Annotated in this window: 19 protein-coding genes, 2 tRNA genes and 1 riboswitch; of the genes, 6 read left to right on the top strand and 15 right to left on the bottom strand. The window is 50.0% G+C overall.

Annotated features, from left to right (window positions below; genetic code table 11):
- Window positions 1-86 precede the first annotated feature (86 nt).
- From DL94_RS0105790 to DL94_RS15230, 3 genes are all read right to left on the bottom strand, one after another.
- Window positions 87-1,190, bottom strand: coding sequence for an RNA-guided endonuclease InsQ/TnpB family protein (locus DL94_RS0105790; protein WP_037371387.1), 1,104 nt, complete (start codon window positions 1,188-1,190; stop codon window positions 87-89).
- A 172-nt stretch (window positions 1,191-1,362) separates the two neighbouring features.
- A complete protein-coding gene (locus DL94_RS0105785; protein WP_028129348.1) occupies window positions 1,363-2,268 on the bottom strand; it encodes a DMT family transporter in 906 nt (301 codons plus the stop codon).
- Between the two features lie 156 nt (window positions 2,269-2,424).
- The gene (locus DL94_RS15230; RefSeq protein ID WP_028129347.1) at window positions 2,425-3,633 is read right to left on the bottom strand and encodes a GGDEF domain-containing protein; all 1,209 of its coding nucleotides are present in this window, start codon (window positions 3,631-3,633) and stop codon (window positions 2,425-2,427) included.
- A 284-nt stretch (window positions 3,634-3,917) separates the two neighbouring features.
- Window positions 3,918-4,046: riboswitch (TPP riboswitch) on the top strand.
- Between the two features lie 69 nt (window positions 4,047-4,115).
- On the opposite strand from DL94_RS15230, the gene thiM reads away from it, so the two are divergent.
- Genes thiM through thiD form a run of 3 tightly spaced genes read left to right on the top strand, consistent with a single transcriptional unit; the run spans window position 4,116 to window position 6,374 of the window.
- Window positions 4,116-4,934 (top strand): hydroxyethylthiazole kinase, encoded by an 819-nt coding sequence (gene thiM / locus DL94_RS0105775; RefSeq protein WP_028129346.1) that lies wholly within the window; start codon window positions 4,116-4,118, stop codon window positions 4,932-4,934.
- On the top strand, window positions 4,921-5,565 hold the full coding sequence (thiE, locus tag DL94_RS0105770) for a thiamine phosphate synthase (protein WP_028129345.1): 645 nt from the start codon (window positions 4,921-4,923) through the stop codon (window positions 5,563-5,565). The genes thiM and thiE overlap by 14 nt, the downstream gene beginning before the upstream one ends.
- A 2-nt stretch (window positions 5,566-5,567) precedes the next feature.
- The gene (gene thiD / locus DL94_RS0105765) at window positions 5,568-6,374 is read left to right on the top strand and encodes a bifunctional hydroxymethylpyrimidine kinase/phosphomethylpyrimidine kinase (protein ID WP_028129344.1); all 807 of its coding nucleotides are present in this window, start codon (window positions 5,568-5,570) and stop codon (window positions 6,372-6,374) included.
- Between the two features lie 251 nt (window positions 6,375-6,625).
- Here the strand turns inward: thiD and DL94_RS0105755 are convergent.
- Together DL94_RS0105755 and DL94_RS0105750 are read right to left on the bottom strand one after the other, a co-directional pair.
- Window positions 6,626-6,703 (bottom strand) — tRNA-Arg (locus DL94_RS0105755).
- 70 nt (window positions 6,704-6,773) lie between these two features.
- The gene (locus DL94_RS0105750; protein ID WP_028129343.1) at window positions 6,774-8,264 is read right to left on the bottom strand and encodes an oligopeptide:H+ symporter; all 1,491 of its coding nucleotides are present in this window, start codon (window positions 8,262-8,264) and stop codon (window positions 6,774-6,776) included.
- Between the two features lie 424 nt (window positions 8,265-8,688).
- Here DL94_RS0105750 and DL94_RS0105745 point away from each other — a divergent pair, with 424 nt between their 5' ends.
- From DL94_RS0105745 to DL94_RS0105735, 3 genes are all read left to right on the top strand, one after another.
- Entirely contained in the window at window positions 8,689-9,075 is a 387-nt protein-coding gene (locus DL94_RS0105745; protein WP_028129342.1) for a hypothetical protein, read from the top strand.
- 153 nt (window positions 9,076-9,228) lie between these two features.
- Window positions 9,229-10,494, top strand: a complete 1,266-nt coding sequence (gene guaD, locus DL94_RS0105740; protein ID WP_028129341.1) for a guanine deaminase — start codon at window positions 9,229-9,231, stop codon at window positions 10,492-10,494.
- Window positions 10,495-10,516: 22 nt separating this feature from the next.
- Entirely contained in the window at window positions 10,517-11,044 is a 528-nt protein-coding gene (locus DL94_RS0105735; protein WP_028129340.1) for a DUF1097 domain-containing protein, read from the top strand.
- A 57-nt stretch (window positions 11,045-11,101) separates the two neighbouring features.
- On the opposite strand, the gene DL94_RS0105730 is transcribed toward DL94_RS0105735, so the two are convergent.
- From DL94_RS0105730 to DL94_RS0105685, 10 genes are all read right to left on the bottom strand, one after another.
- Window positions 11,102-11,178 (bottom strand) — tRNA-Arg (locus DL94_RS0105730).
- A 64-nt stretch (window positions 11,179-11,242) separates the two neighbouring features.
- Window positions 11,243-12,508 carry a UDP-N-acetylglucosamine 1-carboxyvinyltransferase gene (murA, locus tag DL94_RS0105725; protein WP_028129339.1) on the bottom strand — a complete coding sequence of 422 codons (1,266 nt, stop codon included), beginning with the start codon at window positions 12,506-12,508 and terminating at the stop codon, window positions 11,243-11,245.
- An 88-nt stretch (window positions 12,509-12,596) separates the two neighbouring features.
- Window positions 12,597-14,642, bottom strand: a complete 2,046-nt coding sequence (locus tag DL94_RS0105720) for a SpoIVB peptidase S55 domain-containing protein (protein WP_028129338.1) — start codon at window positions 14,640-14,642, stop codon at window positions 12,597-12,599.
- 98 nt (window positions 14,643-14,740) lie between these two features.
- Window positions 14,741-16,222 carry a phosphodiester glycosidase family protein gene (locus tag DL94_RS0105715; protein WP_028129337.1) on the bottom strand — a complete coding sequence of 494 codons (1,482 nt, stop codon included), beginning with the start codon at window positions 16,220-16,222 and terminating at the stop codon, window positions 14,741-14,743.
- An 84-nt stretch (window positions 16,223-16,306) separates the two neighbouring features.
- Window positions 16,307-16,723, bottom strand: coding sequence for a rod-binding protein (locus tag DL94_RS0105710; protein WP_028129336.1), 417 nt, complete (start codon window positions 16,721-16,723; stop codon window positions 16,307-16,309).
- A gap of 13 nt (window positions 16,724-16,736) precedes the next feature.
- Window positions 16,737-17,855: a flagellar basal body P-ring protein FlgI gene (locus tag DL94_RS0105705; protein ID WP_028129335.1), complete on the bottom strand. Its 1,119-nt coding sequence runs from the start codon at window positions 17,853-17,855 to the stop codon at window positions 16,737-16,739.
- Window positions 17,856-17,872: 17 nt separating this feature from the next.
- On the bottom strand, window positions 17,873-18,472 hold the full coding sequence (locus tag DL94_RS0105700; protein WP_037371385.1) for a flagellar basal body L-ring protein FlgH: 600 nt from the start codon (window positions 18,470-18,472) through the stop codon (window positions 17,873-17,875).
- 20 nt (window positions 18,473-18,492) lie between these two features.
- Window positions 18,493-19,275: a flagellar basal body P-ring formation chaperone FlgA gene (gene flgA, locus DL94_RS0105695; protein WP_028129333.1), complete on the bottom strand. Its 783-nt coding sequence runs from the start codon at window positions 19,273-19,275 to the stop codon at window positions 18,493-18,495.
- On the bottom strand, window positions 19,275-20,066 hold the full coding sequence (gene flgG, locus DL94_RS0105690) for a flagellar basal-body rod protein FlgG (protein WP_028129332.1): 792 nt from the start codon (window positions 20,064-20,066) through the stop codon (window positions 19,275-19,277). Before flgG ends, flgA begins: the two co-directional genes overlap by 1 nt.
- 190 nt (window positions 20,067-20,256) lie before the next feature.
- Entirely contained in the window at window positions 20,257-21,057 is an 801-nt protein-coding gene (locus DL94_RS0105685) for a flagellar hook-basal body protein (protein ID WP_028129331.1), read from the bottom strand.
- Between the last annotated feature and the right edge of the window lie 79 nt (window positions 21,058-21,136).

The raw sequence follows: 21,136 nt of genomic DNA, 5'->3' as shown, positions 1-21,136 counted from the left end.
TCTGGGATATTAGCGAACCTTGCCCACTGAAATAGCAGGTCTTACGAGTTCTCTCCACAATGGACAATGCCCTGCCCATTATTATTCTATGCGAAGAATTTTCTGTTTCCCTCGCGTTCTATATTTATCGAAGCGTTTCTGTCCCTATCGTGCATACTCCCACACTTGGGACAAATCCACTCTCTGATTTTTAGATTTTTTGTTTCCGTGTTCTGATAACCGCATTCTGAACATAGCTGACTTGAAGGAAAAAATCTATCTATTTCTACAACAGATGTACCTGTTCTTTGTGCCATATATTTCAGCTTGTTCACAAAATCAGCAAATCCTAAATCAGATATTTTTCTTCCGAAACGTTTTTGCATAGCCTTTAGATTTAAATCTTCAAGGCATATCAGAGCATATTCTCCAACGAGTTTGTTGGCTGCCTGCCAGTGAAAATTATCTCTTTGGTTGGCTATCTTCCTATGCAATCTTGCTATGGCAAGTTTTGCCTTCTTGCGATTATTGGAGCCTTTAGCTTTGCGGGACAGATTTCTGCTTGCTCTTTTTATAGAATTGGCATTTTGCTTGAAGAATAGAGGGGAAGCAATATCCTTGCCGTCCGAGGCATTAAGAAACATTTTCAGACCAAAGTCAAAACCGACACTTTTACCTGTTCTTGTTAAGACTTTATTTTCTGATGTCTCACAGACGAAATACAAATATATATCGCCCAATGCATCCCGTTTGACAGTGAGGACTTTTACCCTACCGTCTATTTCTCTTGACTTTGCATAACGATAGCGTTGCTTGCCGATTACGATACTACTGTCGGCTTCATTGAGTTTCCAACCAGCCTGTTTCAAAGTGAAGGACTTGTATTTCCTTATCTTTTTGAAGGCTGGCGGCGCAGTACGGATTTTATGTTTTAAGTTGCGGAAAAATAATTTATACGCTCTATCTATCCGTTGAGTTATATCCTGTACTGCTTGGGAACCTATTTCTTTTATATACGCAAATCTAGAAATCTTTTTCAATTTGGTTAAATGCTTCTGCAATTGGTACATATTCAGCGACTTGCCAAACAGCCTATAGTATCTTTTATGCAGAGCAATACAATGATTGTAGACAAGGCCTGCCACATTGATTTGTCTATGGAGTTTCCTGTTTCTTTTTGAATTATACAGCTTAAAGCGATAGGTTCTCACCTGCAATCACCACCTTACAAGTCTATTTTACAATTAGCAAGCTACACTGTCCACCTTCAATTGCTTACGCAAATTCGGTGGACGCGCCTTATATCCCCATGCCTAAAGGCAGGGGCTTTACGGCGCATTTGGTAAAAAGACTTCGCCAACCGTGCATTATTATCCTGCCTCGTTATCTTTTTAACACCGGTAATGGCAGCTGAGCCAGCAATACCGCCGCAAAGACCAGCACACAGCCCCCAATTTCCCGGCCATTCATAACCTCGCCCAGCACTGCCCAGCCGGCCAGGACCGCAAACACCGATTCCAGACTCATGAGCAGCGTGGCAATCGTCGGGTCAGTATATTTCTGCCCCAAAATCTGCAAAGTATATGCTATGCCGCTGGAAATCACCCCGGCAAACAACAACGGATATCTGGCCGCCCACAAACTATCTGCCGACGGTGTTTCAAAGCCTCCGACCAGACTGCCGGCAAAGACAAACGCCACCGCAAACTGCACCCAGGACAGCTTTATGCCATCTGCTTTTTTCTTCATAAAATAATCAATAACCCAAATATGCAGCGAGAAAAACACCGCACAGCAAAGCGTCAGGAAATCACCATAGCCCACGCTGAGTTCCTCATTAACACACAAGAAATAGAACCCTACAATTGCCAGCAGCACGCAAAATGCCAGAACCTTGGGAATGCGCTGACCGATTACCCGGCCCATCAAAGGCACCATAATGATATAAAGTGCCGTAATAAAACCAGCCTTGCCTGCTGTCGTATAGCAAATCCCGACCTGCTGCAGGGCGTCGGCCACGCCTAAAGTCAGGCCGCAGTAAAGACCGCCCCACAACGTTGCCTTATCCGGAGCAAACATTTCCCACAAGGACGCCTGCGGATTTTGCCGCGCCTGCACGCTGAACAGCAAAACTACCGGAATCAGCGCTATCATCGCCAATACATACCGCGCTGCACAAAAAGTAAACGGCCCGATATAATCCATGCCAGCACTCTGCGCCACAAAGCCGCCGCCCCAAATCATAGCCGTCAGCAGCAGCATTACATTGCCCTTCAATTTATCACTCATTCGCAACTCCCACTAAAGAACCACCATTTAATGATATATACAGAATTATAACACAAGCAGTGAATACTTAGTCATTTTATACAGAACCTCTAGGAGCTTTTTCCCATTGGGGTGTATGTAAAAAAATACACCGCCATATCGCAATGACGGTGTGTCTCAGGCAATATTTTTCAGCGCATGTTTCCGCTCGTACATCGCCTCGTCTGCCCGGTCAAAAATCCGCTTGCAGCTGTTGTCCTGCCCAGGGACATACTCAGCTATCCCCGCTGCCACGACCACGGCATCATGCTGACGGTTTTCCTCAACCGCCTCATTAAATGCTGCCAGCAGTTTTTCCCGATTTTCATAGTCCTCCTGTTCCAAAAAGACCACAAACTCATCGCCGCCTACCCGGTAAACAGGACTTTTCTTAAAGCTGTCACAAATCAAACGGCAGGCTGCTTTTATGTACTCATCCCCTACCTCATGGCCTAAGGTGTCATTGATGCGTTTCAAGTTATTGACATCCAGCACTACCAAAGCAAGTTCCTGTCTTATCCCTTTGGCAATCTCCCGGTCAATCTGCTCGATTTTCTCCGCATAGGCCAGTTTACTTTTCACACCAGTAAGGGCGTCCTTATACGCCAGTTGCCAGGCTTTGCACAACTCCTGAAACTGCTCCTGCTCACGTTCCAGCGCAATTTCCAAAGTTCTGCGGTATTCTTCCCGCTCATTTTCAATAACAAACGTCCGCAACAGGCACCCGCCAATCATATAGCTGATGGCATAGAGCGGATACGTGGGGAAAAATACCTGCACCGCCACAAAAAACATAATCAGCAGGCCGGAAAAACCAATGGTCCAATACCGCTGCCGCTTTTTCTCACTGCTGGCCGGAGCAAAGGAAAGCGTATAGATAGAGGTCAGCAGCAAAAGGATTATCTGATGGATGAACATACCGTCCCGGACTATGTCCCCATGATAAACGCCACTGCTATCGAAGTAGAACATCAGCGGCCAAAAGCGGTTAAGCGGCGTAGCCAGCACGACACCGGCAAAGAGCCCCCCACCCATATACTTTAGGAAACGGCTGAAATCATTATTGATTTCCAAATAAGACACCACATAACGGGTCCAGAGCCAAACACTTGCCGCCATAACGATAAAATATACTTCCGTGTCCAGATACAGCCAATCGAGCTCTTGTATTTCATACAGCCAGGCCCATAAAAAATCAACGAAATAGTAGGCAATCATCGCATACAAAAAATAGCGATAATTCTTCTTGTAGGCCTCCTCATCACAGGCTGCTTTTTTCAGCACCACATCATGATTGAGAATCAGGAGCACCAGCAGAGCCAGACAATCCACCAAGCAGTAGTACATATTCTGCCTCACCTCCTTTGCGCATAGCTGCAATATCTTTTACCTTATCCATAAGGGTAACCTGTTCTAAAAAGGAAGGCTTATGTATTCACGATTAACTTGTTGATAATTAGCTGCCAATGAGAGATATTTGTCCCCCCCCAGAAAGACAATATTATATTTATTCGCCCCCACTGCAACCAATACCTGCTATAATAATATTTTTGCCAGGTGGACACTAAGCTGATGTGCTCTCGTTTTTATTTATTTGACAAAACTATCCCTGGCCGCTAAACTAAAGACATAATCACATACACGGGAGCTCGCAGACGGGCTGAGAGGAAGTTATGCACTTCGACCGTTACGGAACTGCAGAGTCAGTTCCTAACCTGATTTGGATAATGCCAACGTAGGGAAGTAGGAATAACGTCATTCGGGACTATCCAAAAATTGGATAGTCCTTTTCGTTTGCCCATTTCCCTCCAGCTGAAGGAGGAATTAACTTGTTTAACACCTGGGAAAACATTCGCCAAACCGCGCCGCTGATTCATCACATCACCAACTATGTGACGGTAAATGATGTGGCCAATATCACGCTGGCCTGTGGGGCCAGCCCCGTTATGGCCGATGATGTGGAAGAAACAGCTGAAATCACGCAGCTGGCTGCAGGGCTATGTTTGAATATCGGCACGCTCAACGGACGTACTATCCCGGCCATGCTGAGCGCCGCCCGCAAGGCAAAGGAATTAAGCCATCCGGTTGTGCTCGATCCGGTAGGGGCTGGTGCCACTAAGCTGCGAACACAGACCGCGCTGGATATTTTACAGACCGGCAGCGTTACCTGCGTGCGGGGCAATATCTCGGAAATCAAAACCCTGATTCATGGCACAGGCAACACTAAGGGCGTAGATGCCGCCGCCGTAGACAGCGTAACCGAGGAAAACCTCACAAATTCCTGCGAATTTGCCCAGCAGGCCGCCCAACAGTTAAACACCATTGTGGCTATTACCGGCGCCATCGATTTGGTTGCCGACACGAAAAACTGCTATATCATCCGTAACGGCCATCCGGAAATGAGCCGTATCACGGGCACCGGCTGTCAGTGCTCGGCGCTCGTTGCCGCCTGCATTGCCGCCAGTCCCGCCAAGCCTTTGAAAGCTGCCGCTGCTGCCGTAATGGCTATGGGGCTGGCAGGAGAACTTGCCCATAAGCACCTTCTCCCCCACGAAGGCAATGCTGCCTACCGCAGCCGCATAATCGACACTATCTGTCACTTGACGGCAGAAGAGCTAACTAAGGGGGCAAAATATGAAATCCTCTAATATTACCGCCGCTGCTTTACAGCTCTATGCCGTAACCGACAGCCGCTGGTTAAATGGCAACTCTCTTGCCGAAGTAGTCGAAAAGGCCTTGGCCGGCGGCGTAACCTGTGTACAGCTGCGGGAAAAGCACTTGCCCTTTGACGAATTTCTGCGCACTGCCAAGGAAATAAAAGCACTCTGTCAAAACTATCATGTCCCCTTTATCGTGGACGATAATCTGGACATTGCCCTGGCCTGTGATGCCGACGGCCTCCATATCGGCCAGAACGATATGCCTGCCGCTAAGGCTCGTCAACTTCTAGGGCCGGATAAAATTCTCGGCGTATCGGCTCAAACCGCCCAGCAGGCTGTTACCGCCTGCCGGGACGGCGCCGATTATTTAGGCGTAGGCGCTGTATTTCCCACCGGCACAAAAACAGATGCCGTCGAAGTCCCCCTGGATATGCTGAAAACCATTACAGCCGCTGTGGATATTCCTGTAGTGGCCATCGGCGGCATTAACGCAGATAATATCGCCCAGCTTTCCGGCACGGGCATTGCCGGTGCCGCCGTGGTATCGGCCATCTTTGCCCAAAAGGACATAAAAAAAGCCGCCGCCAACCTGCGACAGCTTATTGCAAAGGAGTTTTAATTATGGTAAAAAAATGCGAACTCAAAACCGTTCTGACCATTGCCGGCAGTGACTCCAGCGGCGGAGCAGGCATTCAGGCTGACCTCAAGACCATGCTTGCGAGTGGTGTCTATGGCATGAGCGCCATCACCGCCCTGACTGCGCAAAATACCACAGGTGTCACGGCAGTAGCAAGGACAGCCCCGGATTTTCTTGCCGCACAATTAGACAGCGTCTTTACCGATATTTTCCCGGATGCCATAAAGACCGGCATGGTCTTTGACAGCGAACTGATTGAGGTTATCACCGCTAAACTCACCCAGTATCACGCGAAAAACATCGTGGTTGACCCCGTAATGGTAGCTACCAGCGGTGCCAGACTGCTGAATGAAGATGCTATCTCGGCATTGAAGAAAAAACTTCTGCCGCTGGCCACAGTCATTACCCCTAATCTCATGGAAGCCGAGGTTTTGGCCGGTCTGGAAATCAAGAGCCACGAAGATATGATACAAGCCGCCCAAAAACTTTACAAAACTTACGGCTGCAATGTGCTCTGCAAAGGCGGCCATCGCCTGCAGGACGCCGACGACCTGTTTTATACCGCAGACGGCCCCCTGTGGCTGAAAGGCGAACATATCGACAATCCCAACACCCACGGCACCGGCTGTACCCTCTCCTCCGCCATTGCCAGCAATCTGGCCAAAGCTCAGGAACTAACTACTGCCATAAAGAACGCTAAGGCCTATATCACGGGTGCCCTGCAGGCTAATCTTGATTTAGGGCACGGCGCAGGGCCGCTGCACCATGGCTGGAATCTTCACACCGTATAATTACAACGTAATTTTCACGATATTTTTCCCCTGCTGATAAGCATACGAACTCAATTTTGCCGTATTGCGAATGATATCTGCCCCCAAATCAGTCATGCGTTCATCATCTACAGACTCTGCAAGGATATCGTGGGCTAAGCCACCACTTATCAGTTCAATGTCAATGTTATCATTGGTTTGGGCAAATCAAACGTAGTACACGCAAAAAAAGCCATATCCAAATATGGACACAGCTTTTAAAATAGACAATATGGTGACCCAGGAGGGACTCGAACCCCCGACCCTTTGATTCGTAGTCAAATACTCTAATCCAACTGAGCTACTGAGTCATTGGTCAACTGCACTCGCAATCAACATAAATGATTATAGCGACCTTGAGCGCAGATGTCAACACTTTTTTTATTTTTGCAGAGCAACTTCTGCGTTTTCCTCTACCTCATCAGACTTGTTAATGAGTTTGTTCAGCAGAGGAACCGTGGCTGCCATAAGCACCGTGATGCCCAGCGTCACCATACCAATCTGGGTAAATACATCAGAGTAAACGCCCAAAGTCAGTACAGGGTCCGTAACATCTTTCGGCACAGCCGTCAGACTGGCTACCCAGCCGCCGATAATGGAAGAAATAGCCGTCGTCAGGAACCAGGCTCCCATGAGGAAACCAATCAGTTTCTGCGGCACGAGCTTGGAAATCATGGACAGGCCCAAGCCGCTGATAAGGAGCTCACCAATGGAGCTGAGGAAGTAAGAACCAACCAGCCACCAGGCAGAAACGATACCGGCCTCGCTGGCAAAGTTGGCCGAGAAACCAACCACGAGGAAGGAGCCGGCCGTCAGCAGCATGCCCAGCGTAAACTTGGAAGGCATGGACAAATCCTTGCCCTGACTGCCAAACCGGGAATACAGGAAAGCCAGAACCGGGCTGGCCAGCATAATCCAGAACGGATTCAGCGTCTGGAAAATCTGTGCGTCGGGAATGGCAATACCCATGATAGAAGGCTCTACATTCTTAATGGCAAAGAAATTCAAGGACGTCGGCATCTGATTGTACAGCGTGAAGAATACGATAGCCTCCACAATGAGAATCATGGCCGCAATCATATGGCTGCGCGTAGCGCCCCGCTCCTGGAAAATCATCTTGAAGAAAACGCCATATACGACAATACCAATAATCAGCAGCAGCCAGTGAGCCACAGACAGGTGGCTGAGCAGCCAGCTGGACACAAAAGTCATGGCCACTACACCGGCAATAGTCGCCACCAGTTTCGTCTTGGACAGCGGCATGTTGCCCACCGGCGAGTCAATGCCCTTGACCAGATAACGGAAACTAACAAAGCCGCCGATAGCCAGCACGAGGCCCATAGCACAAATCATAAAACCGAGGGACAAGCCATACTGTGCACCAATAATCGGCACGAGCAGCATGGAAACAAACGAGCCGATATTAACGGCCATATAGTACATGGTGAAAGCACTATCCAGCTCTTCTTCTGCACCTTCATACAGCTTGGACAGCAGGGACGAAGGATTGGCCTTAAAGATACCATTACCGCAGGCAATGGCCCCCAATGCCAGGAACACCAGGTCTTTATTGGAACCGGCCAGCCCCATCATAATGTAGCCGACCATCAGCACCACGGCACCTAACGCAATTGTACGCTGCGTCCCCAGCACCTTATCGCCGATAAAACCGCCGATAGATACATAACCATACACCATAGCACTGAAAGCACCGAACACCACAAAGGATTCAGCATCTTCCATGCCCAGGCTCCTTACAAAGAAACCTGCCAACACGGCCTGCAGGCCGTAATAACCAAACCGTTCCCAAAATTCCAGGAAAAAAAGCATATTAAACGCTTTTTTACGATTGACTGGCTGAGATTCCACCATAATCATTACTCCTAACTTCTTAAATATACATACACAGCACATTGCCACCGGCAATGTTTGCTACGAGTAGACATTATAGCACAAATATAAGTATCTGCAAAGTAGCCCAATGTGTAAAAACTGTTATATTGCTGACTATATATTTTTTCGCTCTGCAAAACAAAGACATTTGTCCTTTTTATATATGCAAATAAAAAAAGTACACCATATATGCCCTATACAAGCTAGACGTGTAAATAAAATAACACAAAAAAATATTTGTTTTTGTAAACTTGTAATATAGCGCGTACAGTCCAGCCACTTGTCCACTTCCTGTATACACCAGGCAGCAGCTGCTGTCATACGCCGGCAGGCTGTCATTTGACAGCTATACTGTATCTGCTACAATATAGTAAGCAATTCATGTAGAAAGAAAGGTTTTAGCATGCTTTACATCATTAACAGTCTGGTTACCGAAGGTGACGCCACGACCTTCTCGTTAGTTGGCGTTGCCAGTGACAAGAACAAAGCCGCCCAGCTGGCAGCTGAGGTTTACAAAGATTACAACAAGACAGCCTCCTTCCAGAATATCGAAATGATTACAGAATGGCTGGCTACGCGAAAGAATTATTCCTTCCGCAAGGACAAAAGTCATCGCCTGCAGCTGGCTATCACAGAGCTGGAGCAGGAAAGCACTGCTCCCGAAAATAAACTGATATTCTCGGCCGCCGCAGAACAGGACGAACTGATGCGCAAGGTCAGCCAGGCCCTCTTTGAAGGAAAGCATTCTGCCGAGCGCAATGGCGATGCCCCTTCCTGTCCCATCTCTTAACTTCATATCCCCAACCTTCCTTGATATAAGGAAGGTCTTTTTTCATGCCACGGCAAATCGCGGTCACATGTCCTTTCCTTTTTCGTCCTTTTTTTCTTAAAATAAAGATAAAAACGAATAGAACAAACTAAAACTTGATTTGGAGTGTAAGTAATGGAAAAACAAACCTCTTTTGTTCTGCATGGAAATATTATCTATACCCCTGATAAAGACAACTTCATTTCTTTAAAAAACGGCTACATGGTCGTAGAAGATGGCAAAATCACGGCCGTTGCGGCGGAAAAACCGGCCGCAGCTGACAGACTGCCAGTAAAAGACTGCCACGGCCAGCTCATCATGCCGGGCTTTGCGGATATGCACCTGCATGCCCCCCAGTACATTCAGATTGGTATGGGCATGGATTACAAACTGCTGGACTGGCTGGACGGCTATACGTTTAAAGAAGAACCAAAATTCGCTGACCCGGCTTATGCCCGTGAAATTTATCCGCTCTTTGTCGATGAGCTGGCCAGCTGCGGTACGACCTCGTCAACAATGTTTGCCACGATTCACCAGGAAAGCACCGATATCCTGTGTGACCTGCTCGCGCAAAAGGGGCTGCGTGCCTATGTCGGCAAGGTAAATATGGATACCAACTCCGCCCCGGCACTCACGGAGGACACCGCGTCTTCCCTGCAGGCTACGGAAGAATTTATCAGTAAATGGCAGAATCACCCTTTGGTCAAGCCCATCATCACTCCGCGGTTCGTCCCCTCAGTCACAGCTGAAATGATGACCGGCCTGGGCGAACTGGCCAAGAAATATCAGATTCCCGTACAAAGCCATCTGTCGGAAAATCCCGGCGAAATTCAGCTGGTCAAGGAACTCTTCCCTGAAGATAAATACTATATGAGCGTCTACGAGCGTTTCGGTCTCTTTGGACAGACGCCGACGCTTATGGCTCACTGTATCCATCTTTCTGCCGAGGAAATCGCCATCATGGCGCAGACCGGTGTCTACGCTGTTCACTGCCCGGCCTCCAACCTGAACCTGTCCAGCGGCCTCATGCCGATGCGCAAAATGCTCGACGCTGGTGTCAAGGTGGTTCTGGGCAGCGATATTGGTGCCGGCCACACCTTATATATGCCGCACGAAATCGTCCGCGCCATTGAAGTATCCAAAATCCGCAGTATTGCCAATCCGGCAGAAACGCCGCTGAAACTCTCCGAGGCCTTCTATCTGGCCACCAAGGCCGGCGGTGAATTCTTCGGTCAGACAGGCAGCTTTGAACAGGGCTGGGCTGCTGACTTCCTCATCACCGACGTACCGGCATATCAGCAGGAACGCACTGTGGACGAACAGCTGCAATACTTCATTTACCACGGCACTGCTCAGGATATTCGCGAAGTCTATGTAAATGGTCTCGCCGTCAAAAAATAAATTGTTATAACGGAGTATGTAAATGGAAAAGTTAATATATGCAATCAAGAATGCCAATCGGGAAGATTTCATCATGGCCACAGCCTCCGGGCTTACGGCGCTTTTCATGCTGGTGGATATTCCTGTCTGGGCCGTGTTTATCGGCTGGACGTGGTACTTGTCCATCGGTGCTAATGTCCGTGCCATCAAAGAAGGTGCCATCACCTGTATCTTAGGCGGCGTACTGGCCCTGTCCTCAGTCGTCTGCATTGACCTGCTGAAACCTTATCTCCCCTGGCTGCTGCCGAATATCATCGGTGTTTTCCCCAATATCCTGCTGCTGATTCTGACCTTCAAGATTCCCGGCATTCAGCCGCTGGTTGGCTTTAATGCCTTCTCCTGTATCTTTGCCGGTTATTATCTGAATGGTTTCCCGGTACATCCTGATTACTGGCTCAACATCGTGCTGGCGTTCCTCTATATTAACGGCGGCAATATCATCGGCCTGTTCGAAGGCTGGTTTGTACAAAGAATCTGCCGCCTGGCCGGTTATAACCCCAATAATGACTAAAAAAAGCTGTGAAGTGCGGACTATGCCGCTGACTTCACAGCTTTTATATTTACTAAATGGTGCGATTGGCGCGATTCGAACGCGCGACCTGCCGCTTAGGAGGCGGACGCTCTATCCAACTGAGCTACAACCGCAACATATATCATTATAACGCCAAAGTGCTGGTTTTGACAAGGTCAAAACCAGCACTTTTCTATCTTAGGAATCACGGCGGCAGATATCTGCCCCGAGCCCTACTAACTTCTGTACAAGGTTGTCATAACCACGGTCGATGTGGTGGATATAGCCCACCTGCGTTTCACCTTCCGCTACCAGGCCTGCCAGTACCATGGCTGCCCCAGCGCGCAGGTCCGTAGCCTTCACCTGACAGCCGGTCAGCGTATCTACGCCTTCCACTACAGAGGTACGGCCATCAATCTTGATGTTCGCCCCCATGCGCTTTAATTCGTCCACATGCATGAAACGGTTTTCAAAGACAGTTTCTGTCACCAGTCCCGTACCTTCGGCCACAGCCAGCATGGCCATGAACTGCGCCTGCATATCCGTGGGGAACCCGGGATATGGCATGGTTTTGATATCTACCGCCTTGACGCGCTTATTACAGGAAACACGAATGCCGTCAACATCTTCTTCTATGGATACACCAGCCTCTTTCAGCTTGGCAATAACCGGTTTCAGATGCTCACTGATGGCGTTTTCAATGTATACATCGCCCTGCGTCATAGCCGCAGCTACCATGTAAGTGCCGGCCTCAATGCGGTCAGGAATGATGGTGTAATCACGGCCTACCAGTTTGGACACGCCTTCGATTTTAATGACGTTAGTACCGGCACCACGAATCTTGGCCCCCATCACGTTGAGGTAATTGGCCAAATCGACGATTTCCGGTTCCTGCGCAGGATTTTCCAGCACCGTAACGCCCTCAGCCATAGCCGCAGCCATCAGGATATTTTCCGTAGCACCTACGCTCGGGAAATCCAGATAGATTTTAGCGCCCTTCAGACCTTCAGGAGCCGTGGCCTCGATGAAACCATGACCGATTTTAATCTCTGCCCCCAGAGCCTCAAAGCCTTTCAAGTGCAGGTCAATCGGCCGGGTACCGATGGCACAGCCGCCCGGCAGGGAAATCTTGGCCTGACCGCAGCGTGCCAGCAACGGCCCCATAATCAGGAACGAGGCGCGCATTTTCCGCACCAGGTCATAGGGAGCCTCACAGCTGCCAATGACACTGCTGTCAACGTGCAGCTGATGCTTTTCCACATCGAACTCCACTTTAACGCCTAATTTTTTCAAGACTTCAGTAATGGTATGTACATCTTCCAAAGCAGGGACTTCATCTAAAAGGCTGGCTGTATCCTGCCCCAGCAGCGTAGCGGCAATTATTGGCAATACCGCATTCTTGGCACCGCTGATTTTTACACGCCCTTTAAGCGGCTGTCCCCCATGTATAATCAACTTTTCCATTAAGTTCTTTATCCTCCCAATAGTCATGCTTTGTGCAAGCACCAACCAATAGTTTACCATTAACCGTAAGTCTTTACAATAGGCAGTTTTAACCTCTTTCCACGGTCAAAGTGGAATGGATTACATTGTCAATGATATAGCCCGTGGCAAACTTGGTTTCCCCAGGTGTCAGCGGCGTCTTGCCAAACTCGTCCAGCTTGCTGACTTTTTCCCGGCTCCGCTGCATGGCAGCCTCTTTCGCCGCCAGTATGTTATCCTGGCTGACCGGCTTTTGCACAGCGCCCGGCGTAATGACTATCTCGTTGTTCTTGCCGGATTTTTCCAGTTTCAGCAGTTTATCCTCTGTGGTCTGTTTCATATCGGCCTCACTGGTCAAATCGATGCCCGACTGCTGCAGGAGCATGAGGGCCGTGGCCGGAATCAGGCCGCCGCCGCGGATATCCAGATTCAGGGAGCCGGCCGGCTGCGCCTCCGGCACCTTATACGGAATTACCAATGTTTCCTGCGCCTTGCGGTAAGGCTTTATCGTTGTGGTGAATTTGACCGTTTCACCAGGTTTTACCTTTTTCTTATCCGGCACAGCTGATACGAGGGAGGCTGTCTTGCGGCCGCCTTCCACGGTAATGTCCACCTGTACGTCAATGATATCCGATTCTTTTTCGCTGTTCTGGCAGATGGTGTTCATGGCCTGCATGAGTTCCGCCATCGCAATCTGTCCCACATCAGCGTTATTGTAGAACATATTATCTCTGGTCACCACACCGCTCTTTACCGCGTTGGTGCGGATTTTAAAGCCCACCTTGGCGGTGCTGCCGCTGAGGTTGTCACTGGTCTTGGACAGTGCCGCATAGGCAATGCCGCCGGAAAGCTGCGGCAGGAAATCTTCATCATAGGCAATGCGGGCGCCGTAATTTTCACTGCGGGCCAGGCCATTATCCTTGACGTTTACCTTAATGGGTACAACCATGGGGAATACGCCCAATGTCCCGGCTATGCCCGTGGCTCTGTCCTGACTTATGCGGCCGATAATATTGCCGATATTGGCGACCTTCATGCCGTTGCTCTGACCGCTGACTGTACCTACGACCGTGGCGTCAGTCATGAAGTAATTGACATTGCCGCGGTGCAGAAAAGGATGACCAAAAGCCAAAATCCGGTCACCATCTACCGCCGTAACGGTTCCGGTAGCCCCTACAGCAAAGTCACCGTAAGTTACAGCCACACCGACTGCCGCCCCCGGTACTAAGCTGGCATTGTATTTCGTCTGCCCCTGAACGGCCTCGCCGGGTGCCCCCATCGGCAGGAACTGCATGGTGTTGCCCGGGTCTATCTGCTGTTTCAGGAAGTTTAAACCGGCCTGGTTAAAACCGGCAAAATACATAACGTCCTTGGGCTCAGCCGTTTTTTCTGCCTTAGCCGCAGCAGGTTCCTTAGTATCTTTTAGCTCTTTAGCCTCTTTGGACTCTTTAACTTCTTTGACATCTTTGACATCCTGCGGCTCAACTGACTCTTTTGCCGTATCAGCATTTTCTTTGTCCGCCTCGACAGCCTTACGGGCCCGGTCCAGAAGGTCATCACCATAGACTTTCTTATCGCCTGCTTTGGCCCGTTCTTCCTGTTCTTTTTTCTTCTCAGCCTCGGCCTTTTCCCGGTTTTCAGCCGCCTTTTTTATATTTATCGTAGAAATTCTGGTCTTGTTCTTCTTGTCCGGCATTGACCATAAGGGAATCATTTCATCAATGGGCGTAATAAAGAACGTATACGGCGTCATTTCCTTGATACCAGCGGCCACAGCGCCAATCAGATAGCCGTCCACGTAAACGGGGCTGCCGCTCATGCCCTGCAAGATACCACCAGTCTGCTGTACCACCGGCCCGGAGGCTTTGGCCATAATCATGGGCTGGGAGCCCTTGCCATTTTCCATATTGCCTACGATATCAACCTGAAAATCACGCAGTTCCCCGCTGCTGTCAATTACCGTATAAGCTGTACCCACCATGCCTTCCTGTACCTGGCTGTGCGGCATTATCGGGTCCATAGACCAGCCCGTTGCCGGTGCAGTCAAAAGCATACCGGCCAATCCCAGGGCAGTAATCTTTTTTGCCAGTGCCCTACCGGTTTTAAATTTATGCAAAATAATTCACCTCATTTGCTATACATTATAATATGCCATCATTTCATTATAACCCGTTACCCATTCTTTTGCCATAGGCAGAAAGTCCCAGGCAGCATTTATTTTTTAGTAAGTATCAGTGCCGACCCCACCGAACGTTCATGACCATCGCTCGGGGAATTCTGCACCTCGCCGCCCACGACCAAGGCACTGGAGCCGCCGCCATCTAAGTTCATGGCATCCTTGGCGCCCATTTTAACGAGCAGTTCGGCCCATTCCGTAAGCGTCAGGCCTACGCTGTCCTCCTGACGGCCGTCAACTACACCAAAAAGATAGTTGCCGTTTTTCAAAATAGCCACGGCACTGCGCGGCGCACGGCCATAACGGATATCGGAAGGGAACTGCTCCCAGCCGGCCGTTACCTTGACATTGCCATTTTCCACCAGCCGGGGGCCGGCGCCCATAATCTCAACCGCCTGATTCCAGGGGCTGCCGAGTTCCTGGGAAATGACGGCCTTATCGCCCACTTTTACCTGGGCAAACGCATCGGCTGCGGCACCATGCACCGATACCACCACGCCGTTTTTCGGAATAACCGAATTGCCTTTATTTATCGCCGTCACCTTGCCATTTACGACCGTATATTCTTTACCGAACTCATTAGTGCGCGTCCGCGTGCCATACCAGTGATTATAGAGAGTGAGATTATCCTCACCGCGCTCAGCGTCCACCCCGGACACGGCCTGGCTGACACCGCCAATGGTAACCCGGCCATTATAGGAAACACGCCCCATCACCGGCTGCCCGTTGGACAGAATCCCCAGTGCCGTACGTTTATAATACGTCGTACCGGCCATGTCGCCATCGATTTTCACCATGCCGATGGCATCGCCATTGCCGGCAAAATACGTGGCATTAACAGCCGCCACAGCGTCCGTCATATCCGAAATACCGCTGGTGGTCTGCAAGCCTGGCACACGTCCCCGGGCCAGTGCCGGTTTTACATTATAGATATTTTTATCCGCCTCGACAAAGTAAGCCGAAACCTTACCGGCATCATTCCAATAGACATACTCGCGTCTGGCCATGCCCGGCGCCACCATCTCACTGTACAGGCCGTCAAATTTCAAGCGTAACAGATTGCCTTCGAGCTCCTTGCCCACACCATTTTTTCCGGCATTAGCGGTAACACCAGACGGTTTCTTGGCTGTTTTTTTCTGCGCTGCCGCCAGAACGTCCACAAACACGCGTGGCGGATTAGCCAGTTTTTCTACTTTATATGTATAGCCGTCACGCAGGCGCATTGTCACGAGTAAATGACCATTGCGCTCCGTGTACTTCACCGATTCCACCCGGGAACTGGAAAAACTTTTCTCCGCAATACTGCGTTTATCTGCATTGAAAAAATCCACCGTCAGCGTCCGCTTGTCTGCTGACAAGGTCACATTGTACTTAGGAATAGCTGACCAGTCAAAAACCACCCGGTCATGCGCAGAACCGCTGTGATAGCGCACAGACGTCAAATCTGCCGCGCTTACTCCCACCGGCAGCCCCAGCAAAGATACCGCCAACGACAACGTAACCAGATTACGAGACTTCATAAACAAACTCAAAGACCTCCCGTAGAATAAGCAAAACCAAAAGGAAAAAAATGGGGCGGTTGACACAACCGCCCCAGCCTTGCCTTATTTTATCACATTTTGACTCTGTTTCTCAACCTGTGGTTTCAGCTGCTTATACATCATATCGGCAATGCCGATACCACCGCCGGCAGCTACATTTTTCATCAGTTCATCATCGCGCATGTCCTGAAAAATTTTCAAGGCATTGGACTCTCCAAACAGCTCATTCTTCGGCACGGTTGCCCGCATCTGCCGATACATCATGGACAAAAACATCGCCTCAAAACCCTCACAGGCTTTCCGCAAATCCTTGTCCCGTTTAGCGGCCTCGGTGTCCTCCGGCTTGACGGCAGCCTTATTCTGCAAATCTTTCAGCACATCGGCAAACTTAGCTGATTCTGCCGCTGTCCGGGCTGACTCATAAGTGTTATTGCCCGTCAGTTCTGTATTGCTGTTAATTCCCAAGGGTGTAATCTGCATAATTATCACCTGCTTAAATCAACTGCAGTTCAGCGTGCAGGGCACCTGCCGCCTTCATCGCCTGCAGAATGGAGATCGTATCGCGCGGCGTTGCCCCTACGGCATTTAACGCGCCGACAATATCGCTGACATTTGCCGTAGCCGGCAGCACAATCGTACTGGCCTTATCTTCCGTCACCGTCACATCAGTGTTTTTCGTCACAATGGTCGTACCATAGCTGAACGGGTCCGGCTGATTGGCATTCTGGTTTTTCTGTACCCTGATGGACAAGCCGCCCTGGGTAATGGCAATTTCATCAACGGACACATCGCCGCCCATAACAATGGTACCGGTACGTTCATTCACCACAATCTTAGCCACCTTGTCGGGCATTACCGGCAATTCCTCAATAGAGGCCACAAAGCCCACCACGTTTCTCCGGAAGTAAGACGGTACACTTATATCAATACGTCCCGGATTGACGGCCGAGGCAATAGCGCCATACTGCGAATTGATGGCCTCTGCCATACGGCTGGCGGTCGTAAAGTCCGGATGAGCCAGCGACAGGGACAAACGCCCGTTGTTGCCTAAATCATCTTCCACCGTCCGCTCGACGATAGCCCCGTTGGGTGTCATACCCACCGTGGGGAAATTCTTCGTTGCCGTGGAGTTGCCGCCGCCCCGGCCGGCCATAAAGCCGCCCGTGGAAACAGGCCCCTGCGCAACAGCATATACTTCACCGTTGCCGGCTTTCAAGGGTGTCTGCAAGAGCGTACCGCCCTGAATGCTGTCAGCATCACCAATCGAGGATACGGTAATATCGATGGTATCACCCTCGCGTACAAAGGGCGGTAAGTTGGCTGTTACAATAACCGCAGCCACGTTATCCGACTTCAAAGCTCCCTGGCTTACCGTCACCCCGTAAGTTTTCAGCATATTGACAATGGATTGTACCGTTTCCACGGACTTATTGGAATCACCCGTGCCATTGAGGCCTACTACCAGGCCATAGCCCATCAGCTGGTTGGAACGGACGCCCTGCACCTTGGCGATATCCTTTATCCTTGTCACGGCATTATCTGCCGACGCTAAGGGGGGCACAGCCCCTAAAACCATAGCCCCGGCCAGTAAACAAGCCAATAGTTTCTTCATGTATTGCCTCCGTAGTCTTAGAACAGGAAATTAAAGATTTGCGTGAGTATACCTTGACGCTGTTTAGCATTCAGCGGCCCCTTGCCATCAAACCGCACCGTTGCCCCCGCGATTTTCGTGGAAGAAATGGTATTATTGGCCGTAATATCCTCAGGACGGCAGATACCCTTAAAGGTTATCTTGTGTTCATTCTTGTTATTCCAAATGGACTGCGTCCCCTCCAGCACCAAATTACCATTGGGCTGCACGTCCACCACCGTCACCGTCACATTGGCATTGGTGGAATTCTTGGAAGTAGCCGCACCATCAGCCTTAAAGGAATCCGAACCAGAGGCCGTGGCCATCTTCAAAAAATCAAAAATGCCTATACCGGCATTCAGATTGGTCTTGCCGCTCTTGCTGTTGGAATTGGAACGGGTGTCCGAAATACTGGTGGACTCGCTGATGACAATGGTCAGGATATCCCCCACATCCGAGGCCTTACGGTCGGAAAAGATATTCCGGTACCGGCCGCCGCCTGCCCACAGCGACTGAGCAGAAACCACCGGTGCCACGGAGAAAAACAACGTACCGGCCGTCAGGGCCAGGGCTATTTGTTTTTTATATTTTAACTTCATAGTCACTACCTGCCTTTATATCATTCAATCTTCACCGTAGCAGCGTCGATAACCTTGCCGCGCAAAGTCTTGGCTGACCGGGCATTACGCACCTTGATAACCTCACCAATACGCCCCTTTTGCAGGGCTACGCCCTCGGCACTGACCTCCACGCCATTGTAATTGGTAAGCAGCCGCACCGGCGCCCCGGAATGAACGACAATGGGATTTTGCAGCATATTCTGCTCTATGGGCTGCCCCATACGGATATAACGCACCGGCACCCGTCCGGCAATATCTTCGGCCTTGGTCAGATAGCGTCCTTTGCCTCCCGTAACTTCACGTTCTTCCACGTGTACCGCACTCGGAGAAATCGCTGTTTCGAGCGGCAGATTAGCACCTGCCACCAACACCTTTTCAAAGACCTGCACCCGATAATAGCAAATGACACGCCGGTATAATTTTTGGTCCAGCATAATGCTGATATGCACCGGCTGCACACCGCCATAACGCAGTGTTCCCGAGATTTCGGACTCAAAGGTAACCTTGCCGGCCGGCAGGCGCACATTGGTGGGATTAGTGGTAAGTGTCAGCACATGCCGCCTATCCTCACCACATTTATGCAATTCCAGCTCCAGCTGCTGCCGGGCCAGGCCGGCCAGTTTCTGTGAGCTGACCATCTGGGGAAATACCTCCGCCTGCGTATTACCGCCATAAATAGCTTCTGCCCGCGGCGAAAATCCCAGTGCTAACAGACAGAAGAAGCCACTCCATAGCATACATAATATACTGCGAATGGCTAAGCGGCTTCTTTTAGTTTTCATCAACGTTTAAGTCCATTGGCGATTTCCAGCATGGAATCGGAGGTCGTAATAGCCTTGGAGTTTGATTCATAAGCACGCTGGGAAATAATCATATTGACCATTTCCTCGACAATCTGCACATTGCTCATTTCCAACGTGCCCTGCGTCAGCGTTCCTGCGCCGTCGGTTCCGGGATTGCTCTCAATAGCCTGCCCGGAGGCCTCCGATACGATAAAGAGGTTTTTGCCGATAGCCGTAAGACCGGCAGGATTGACAAAACGTGCCAACGTAATACGGCCTACATTCTGCTGCGTACCGCCGGCCGGCGTTTCCGAAACCTGGCCATCACCGGCAATAACGATGGAATCCACCGGCGAAGTTTCACCAAAGGTAATGCCGTCAGCCAACAGATAACCATCAGACGTTACCAGACGGCGCTGCGAATCCAGCTTGAACGCACCATCACGGGTATAGCCTGTAGTGCCATCCGGCAGGGTAACACGGAAATAGCCTTCTCCCTGAATACCCACATCTGTAGGATTCTCCGTAGTCTGCAGCGGCCCCTGCGTAATAACACGCTGCGTAGCCGCCACTCTGGTTCCCAAACCAATCTGCAGACCCGTAGGATACTGATTATCCTGCCCACTCTGCGCCCCGGCATCACGCAAGGTCTGGTAAATCAAATCCTGAAATTCAGCTCTGACCTTCTTGCCGCCGTAGGTATTAACATTAGCAATATTATTGGAAATAACATCCATATTAGTCTGCTGCCCCTTCATACCCGAAGCTGCCGACCAAAGCGCTCTCATCATAACGAGCTACCTCCTTACACCACAAAACGATAATGCTATATCGTTGCCCAGCGCCCATGGAAGGGCGCAGGCGGACGTAAATCACGTGATGTGATTTCAGTCCGCTGTTTTCTTTTGGTACTTTTCTTTACGCTAAAGAAAAGTACAGAAAACGTATCTCCTTTATATATCGAACAAACCGACAAAAATCTTAAGTCAATCTGCCAACTTCATTTACCGATTTATCCAGCATGGAATCCTGCGTCGTCACCGCCTTGGAACCGGCCTCATACACGCGGTAATTATTGATAAGCTCCACCATTTCCGATACGACATTAGTATTGGAGCGTTCCAGCAGCCCCTGCTGGATTTCCCCTGTCGCCGGCTGTGGCCGGGCACCTTCCTGCGGATAATAAAGATTATTCCCCTGTTTCAGCACAGCCCGGCGATTGTCAAACTGCACGAACTCCAGTTGGCCAATCTGCACATTATCGGCGTAAACCTCACCCTGGGAACCGACCATAATGCTGGTGGTTTCCTCGGGAATGGTTATCCCCTGCCCATTACGCCCCAGCACTGTTTGACCATTCACCGTCTGAATCTGCCCCGTGGCCGACTTGTAAAAATTGCCGTCCCGGGTATAGCGTACGCCGTTAGGCGTCTGAATGGCAAAATATCCCTCACCGGAAATAGCCAGGTCCAAAGGATTTCCCGTAGTTTCAAACGCGCCCTGCGTATGTTCCGTCGCTATCTCATCGATATAAGAACCGAGCCCCAGGGTACCGACCACGGGGAAAGCCTCCCCTACATGGAACTGTTTGAAACTGGTCACATCTTCACGATTGACACCGTCATTGATACGGCGAATCAGCATGGGCCGGAACTCCCGATTGATGGCCTCATCTCTTTTAAATCCCGTTGTATTGGCGTTGGCAAGATTATTTGCCAGCGTGTCGGTGCGCTTGGTTTCCGTAATCATTCCTGCGCCTGCCGTATAAAGACCACGCCACATATTATGTCACTCCCCTAACATCTACACTTTTCCTTGCCTCTATAATTCGCGAAAAAAAGAGAAACTCCTGTCAGAGTTT

The organism is Selenomonas sp. AE3005, from assembly GCF_000686945.1.
In the GTDB taxonomy this organism is placed as follows: Bacteria; Bacillota; Negativicutes; order Selenomonadales; family Selenomonadaceae; genus Selenomonas_A.
This window is presented reverse-complemented; position numbering and strand designations above follow the sequence as displayed.

Bases quoted from the DNA above. Each gene is read 5' to 3' on its own strand.
- DL94_RS0105785 (WP_028129348.1), bottom strand. From the start codon at position 2,268: ATGAGTGATAAATTGAAGGGCAATGTAATGCTGCTGCTGACGGCTATG.
- DL94_RS15230 (WP_028129347.1), bottom strand. From the start codon at position 3,633: ATGTACTACTGCTTGGTGGATTGTCTGGCTCTGCTGGTGCTCCTGATT.
- thiE (WP_028129345.1), top strand. From the start codon at position 4,921: ATGAAATCCTCTAATATTACCGCCGCTGCTTTACAGCTCTATGCCGTA.
- thiD (WP_028129344.1), top strand. From the start codon at position 5,568: ATGGTAAAAAAATGCGAACTCAAAACCGTTCTGACCATTGCCGGCAGT.
- DL94_RS0105750 (WP_028129343.1), bottom strand. From the start codon at position 8,264: ATGGTGGAATCTCAGCCAGTCAATCGTAAAAAAGCGTTTAATATGCTT.
- DL94_RS0105745 (WP_028129342.1), top strand. From the start codon at position 8,689: ATGCTTTACATCATTAACAGTCTGGTTACCGAAGGTGACGCCACGACC.
- guaD (WP_028129341.1), top strand. From the start codon at position 9,229: ATGGAAAAACAAACCTCTTTTGTTCTGCATGGAAATATTATCTATACC.
- DL94_RS0105735 (WP_028129340.1), top strand. From the start codon at position 10,517: ATGGAAAAGTTAATATATGCAATCAAGAATGCCAATCGGGAAGATTTC.
- murA (WP_028129339.1), bottom strand. From the start codon at position 12,508: ATGGAAAAGTTGATTATACATGGGGGACAGCCGCTTAAAGGGCGTGTA.
- DL94_RS0105715 (WP_028129337.1), bottom strand. From the start codon at position 16,222: ATGAAGTCTCGTAATCTGGTTACGTTGTCGTTGGCGGTATCTTTGCTG.
- DL94_RS0105710 (WP_028129336.1), bottom strand. From the start codon at position 16,723: ATGCAGATTACACCCTTGGGAATTAACAGCAATACAGAACTGACGGGC.
- DL94_RS0105705 (WP_028129335.1), bottom strand. From the start codon at position 17,855: ATGAAGAAACTATTGGCTTGTTTACTGGCCGGGGCTATGGTTTTAGGG.
- DL94_RS0105700 (WP_037371385.1), bottom strand. From the start codon at position 18,472: ATGAAGTTAAAATATAAAAAACAAATAGCCCTGGCCCTGACGGCCGGT.
- flgA (WP_028129333.1), bottom strand. From the start codon at position 19,275: ATGAAAACTAAAAGAAGCCGCTTAGCCATTCGCAGTATATTATGTATG.
- flgG (WP_028129332.1), bottom strand. From the start codon at position 20,066: ATGATGAGAGCGCTTTGGTCGGCAGCTTCGGGTATGAAGGGGCAGCAG.
- DL94_RS0105685 (WP_028129331.1), bottom strand. From the start codon at position 21,057: ATGTGGCGTGGTCTTTATACGGCAGGCGCAGGAATGATTACGGAAACC.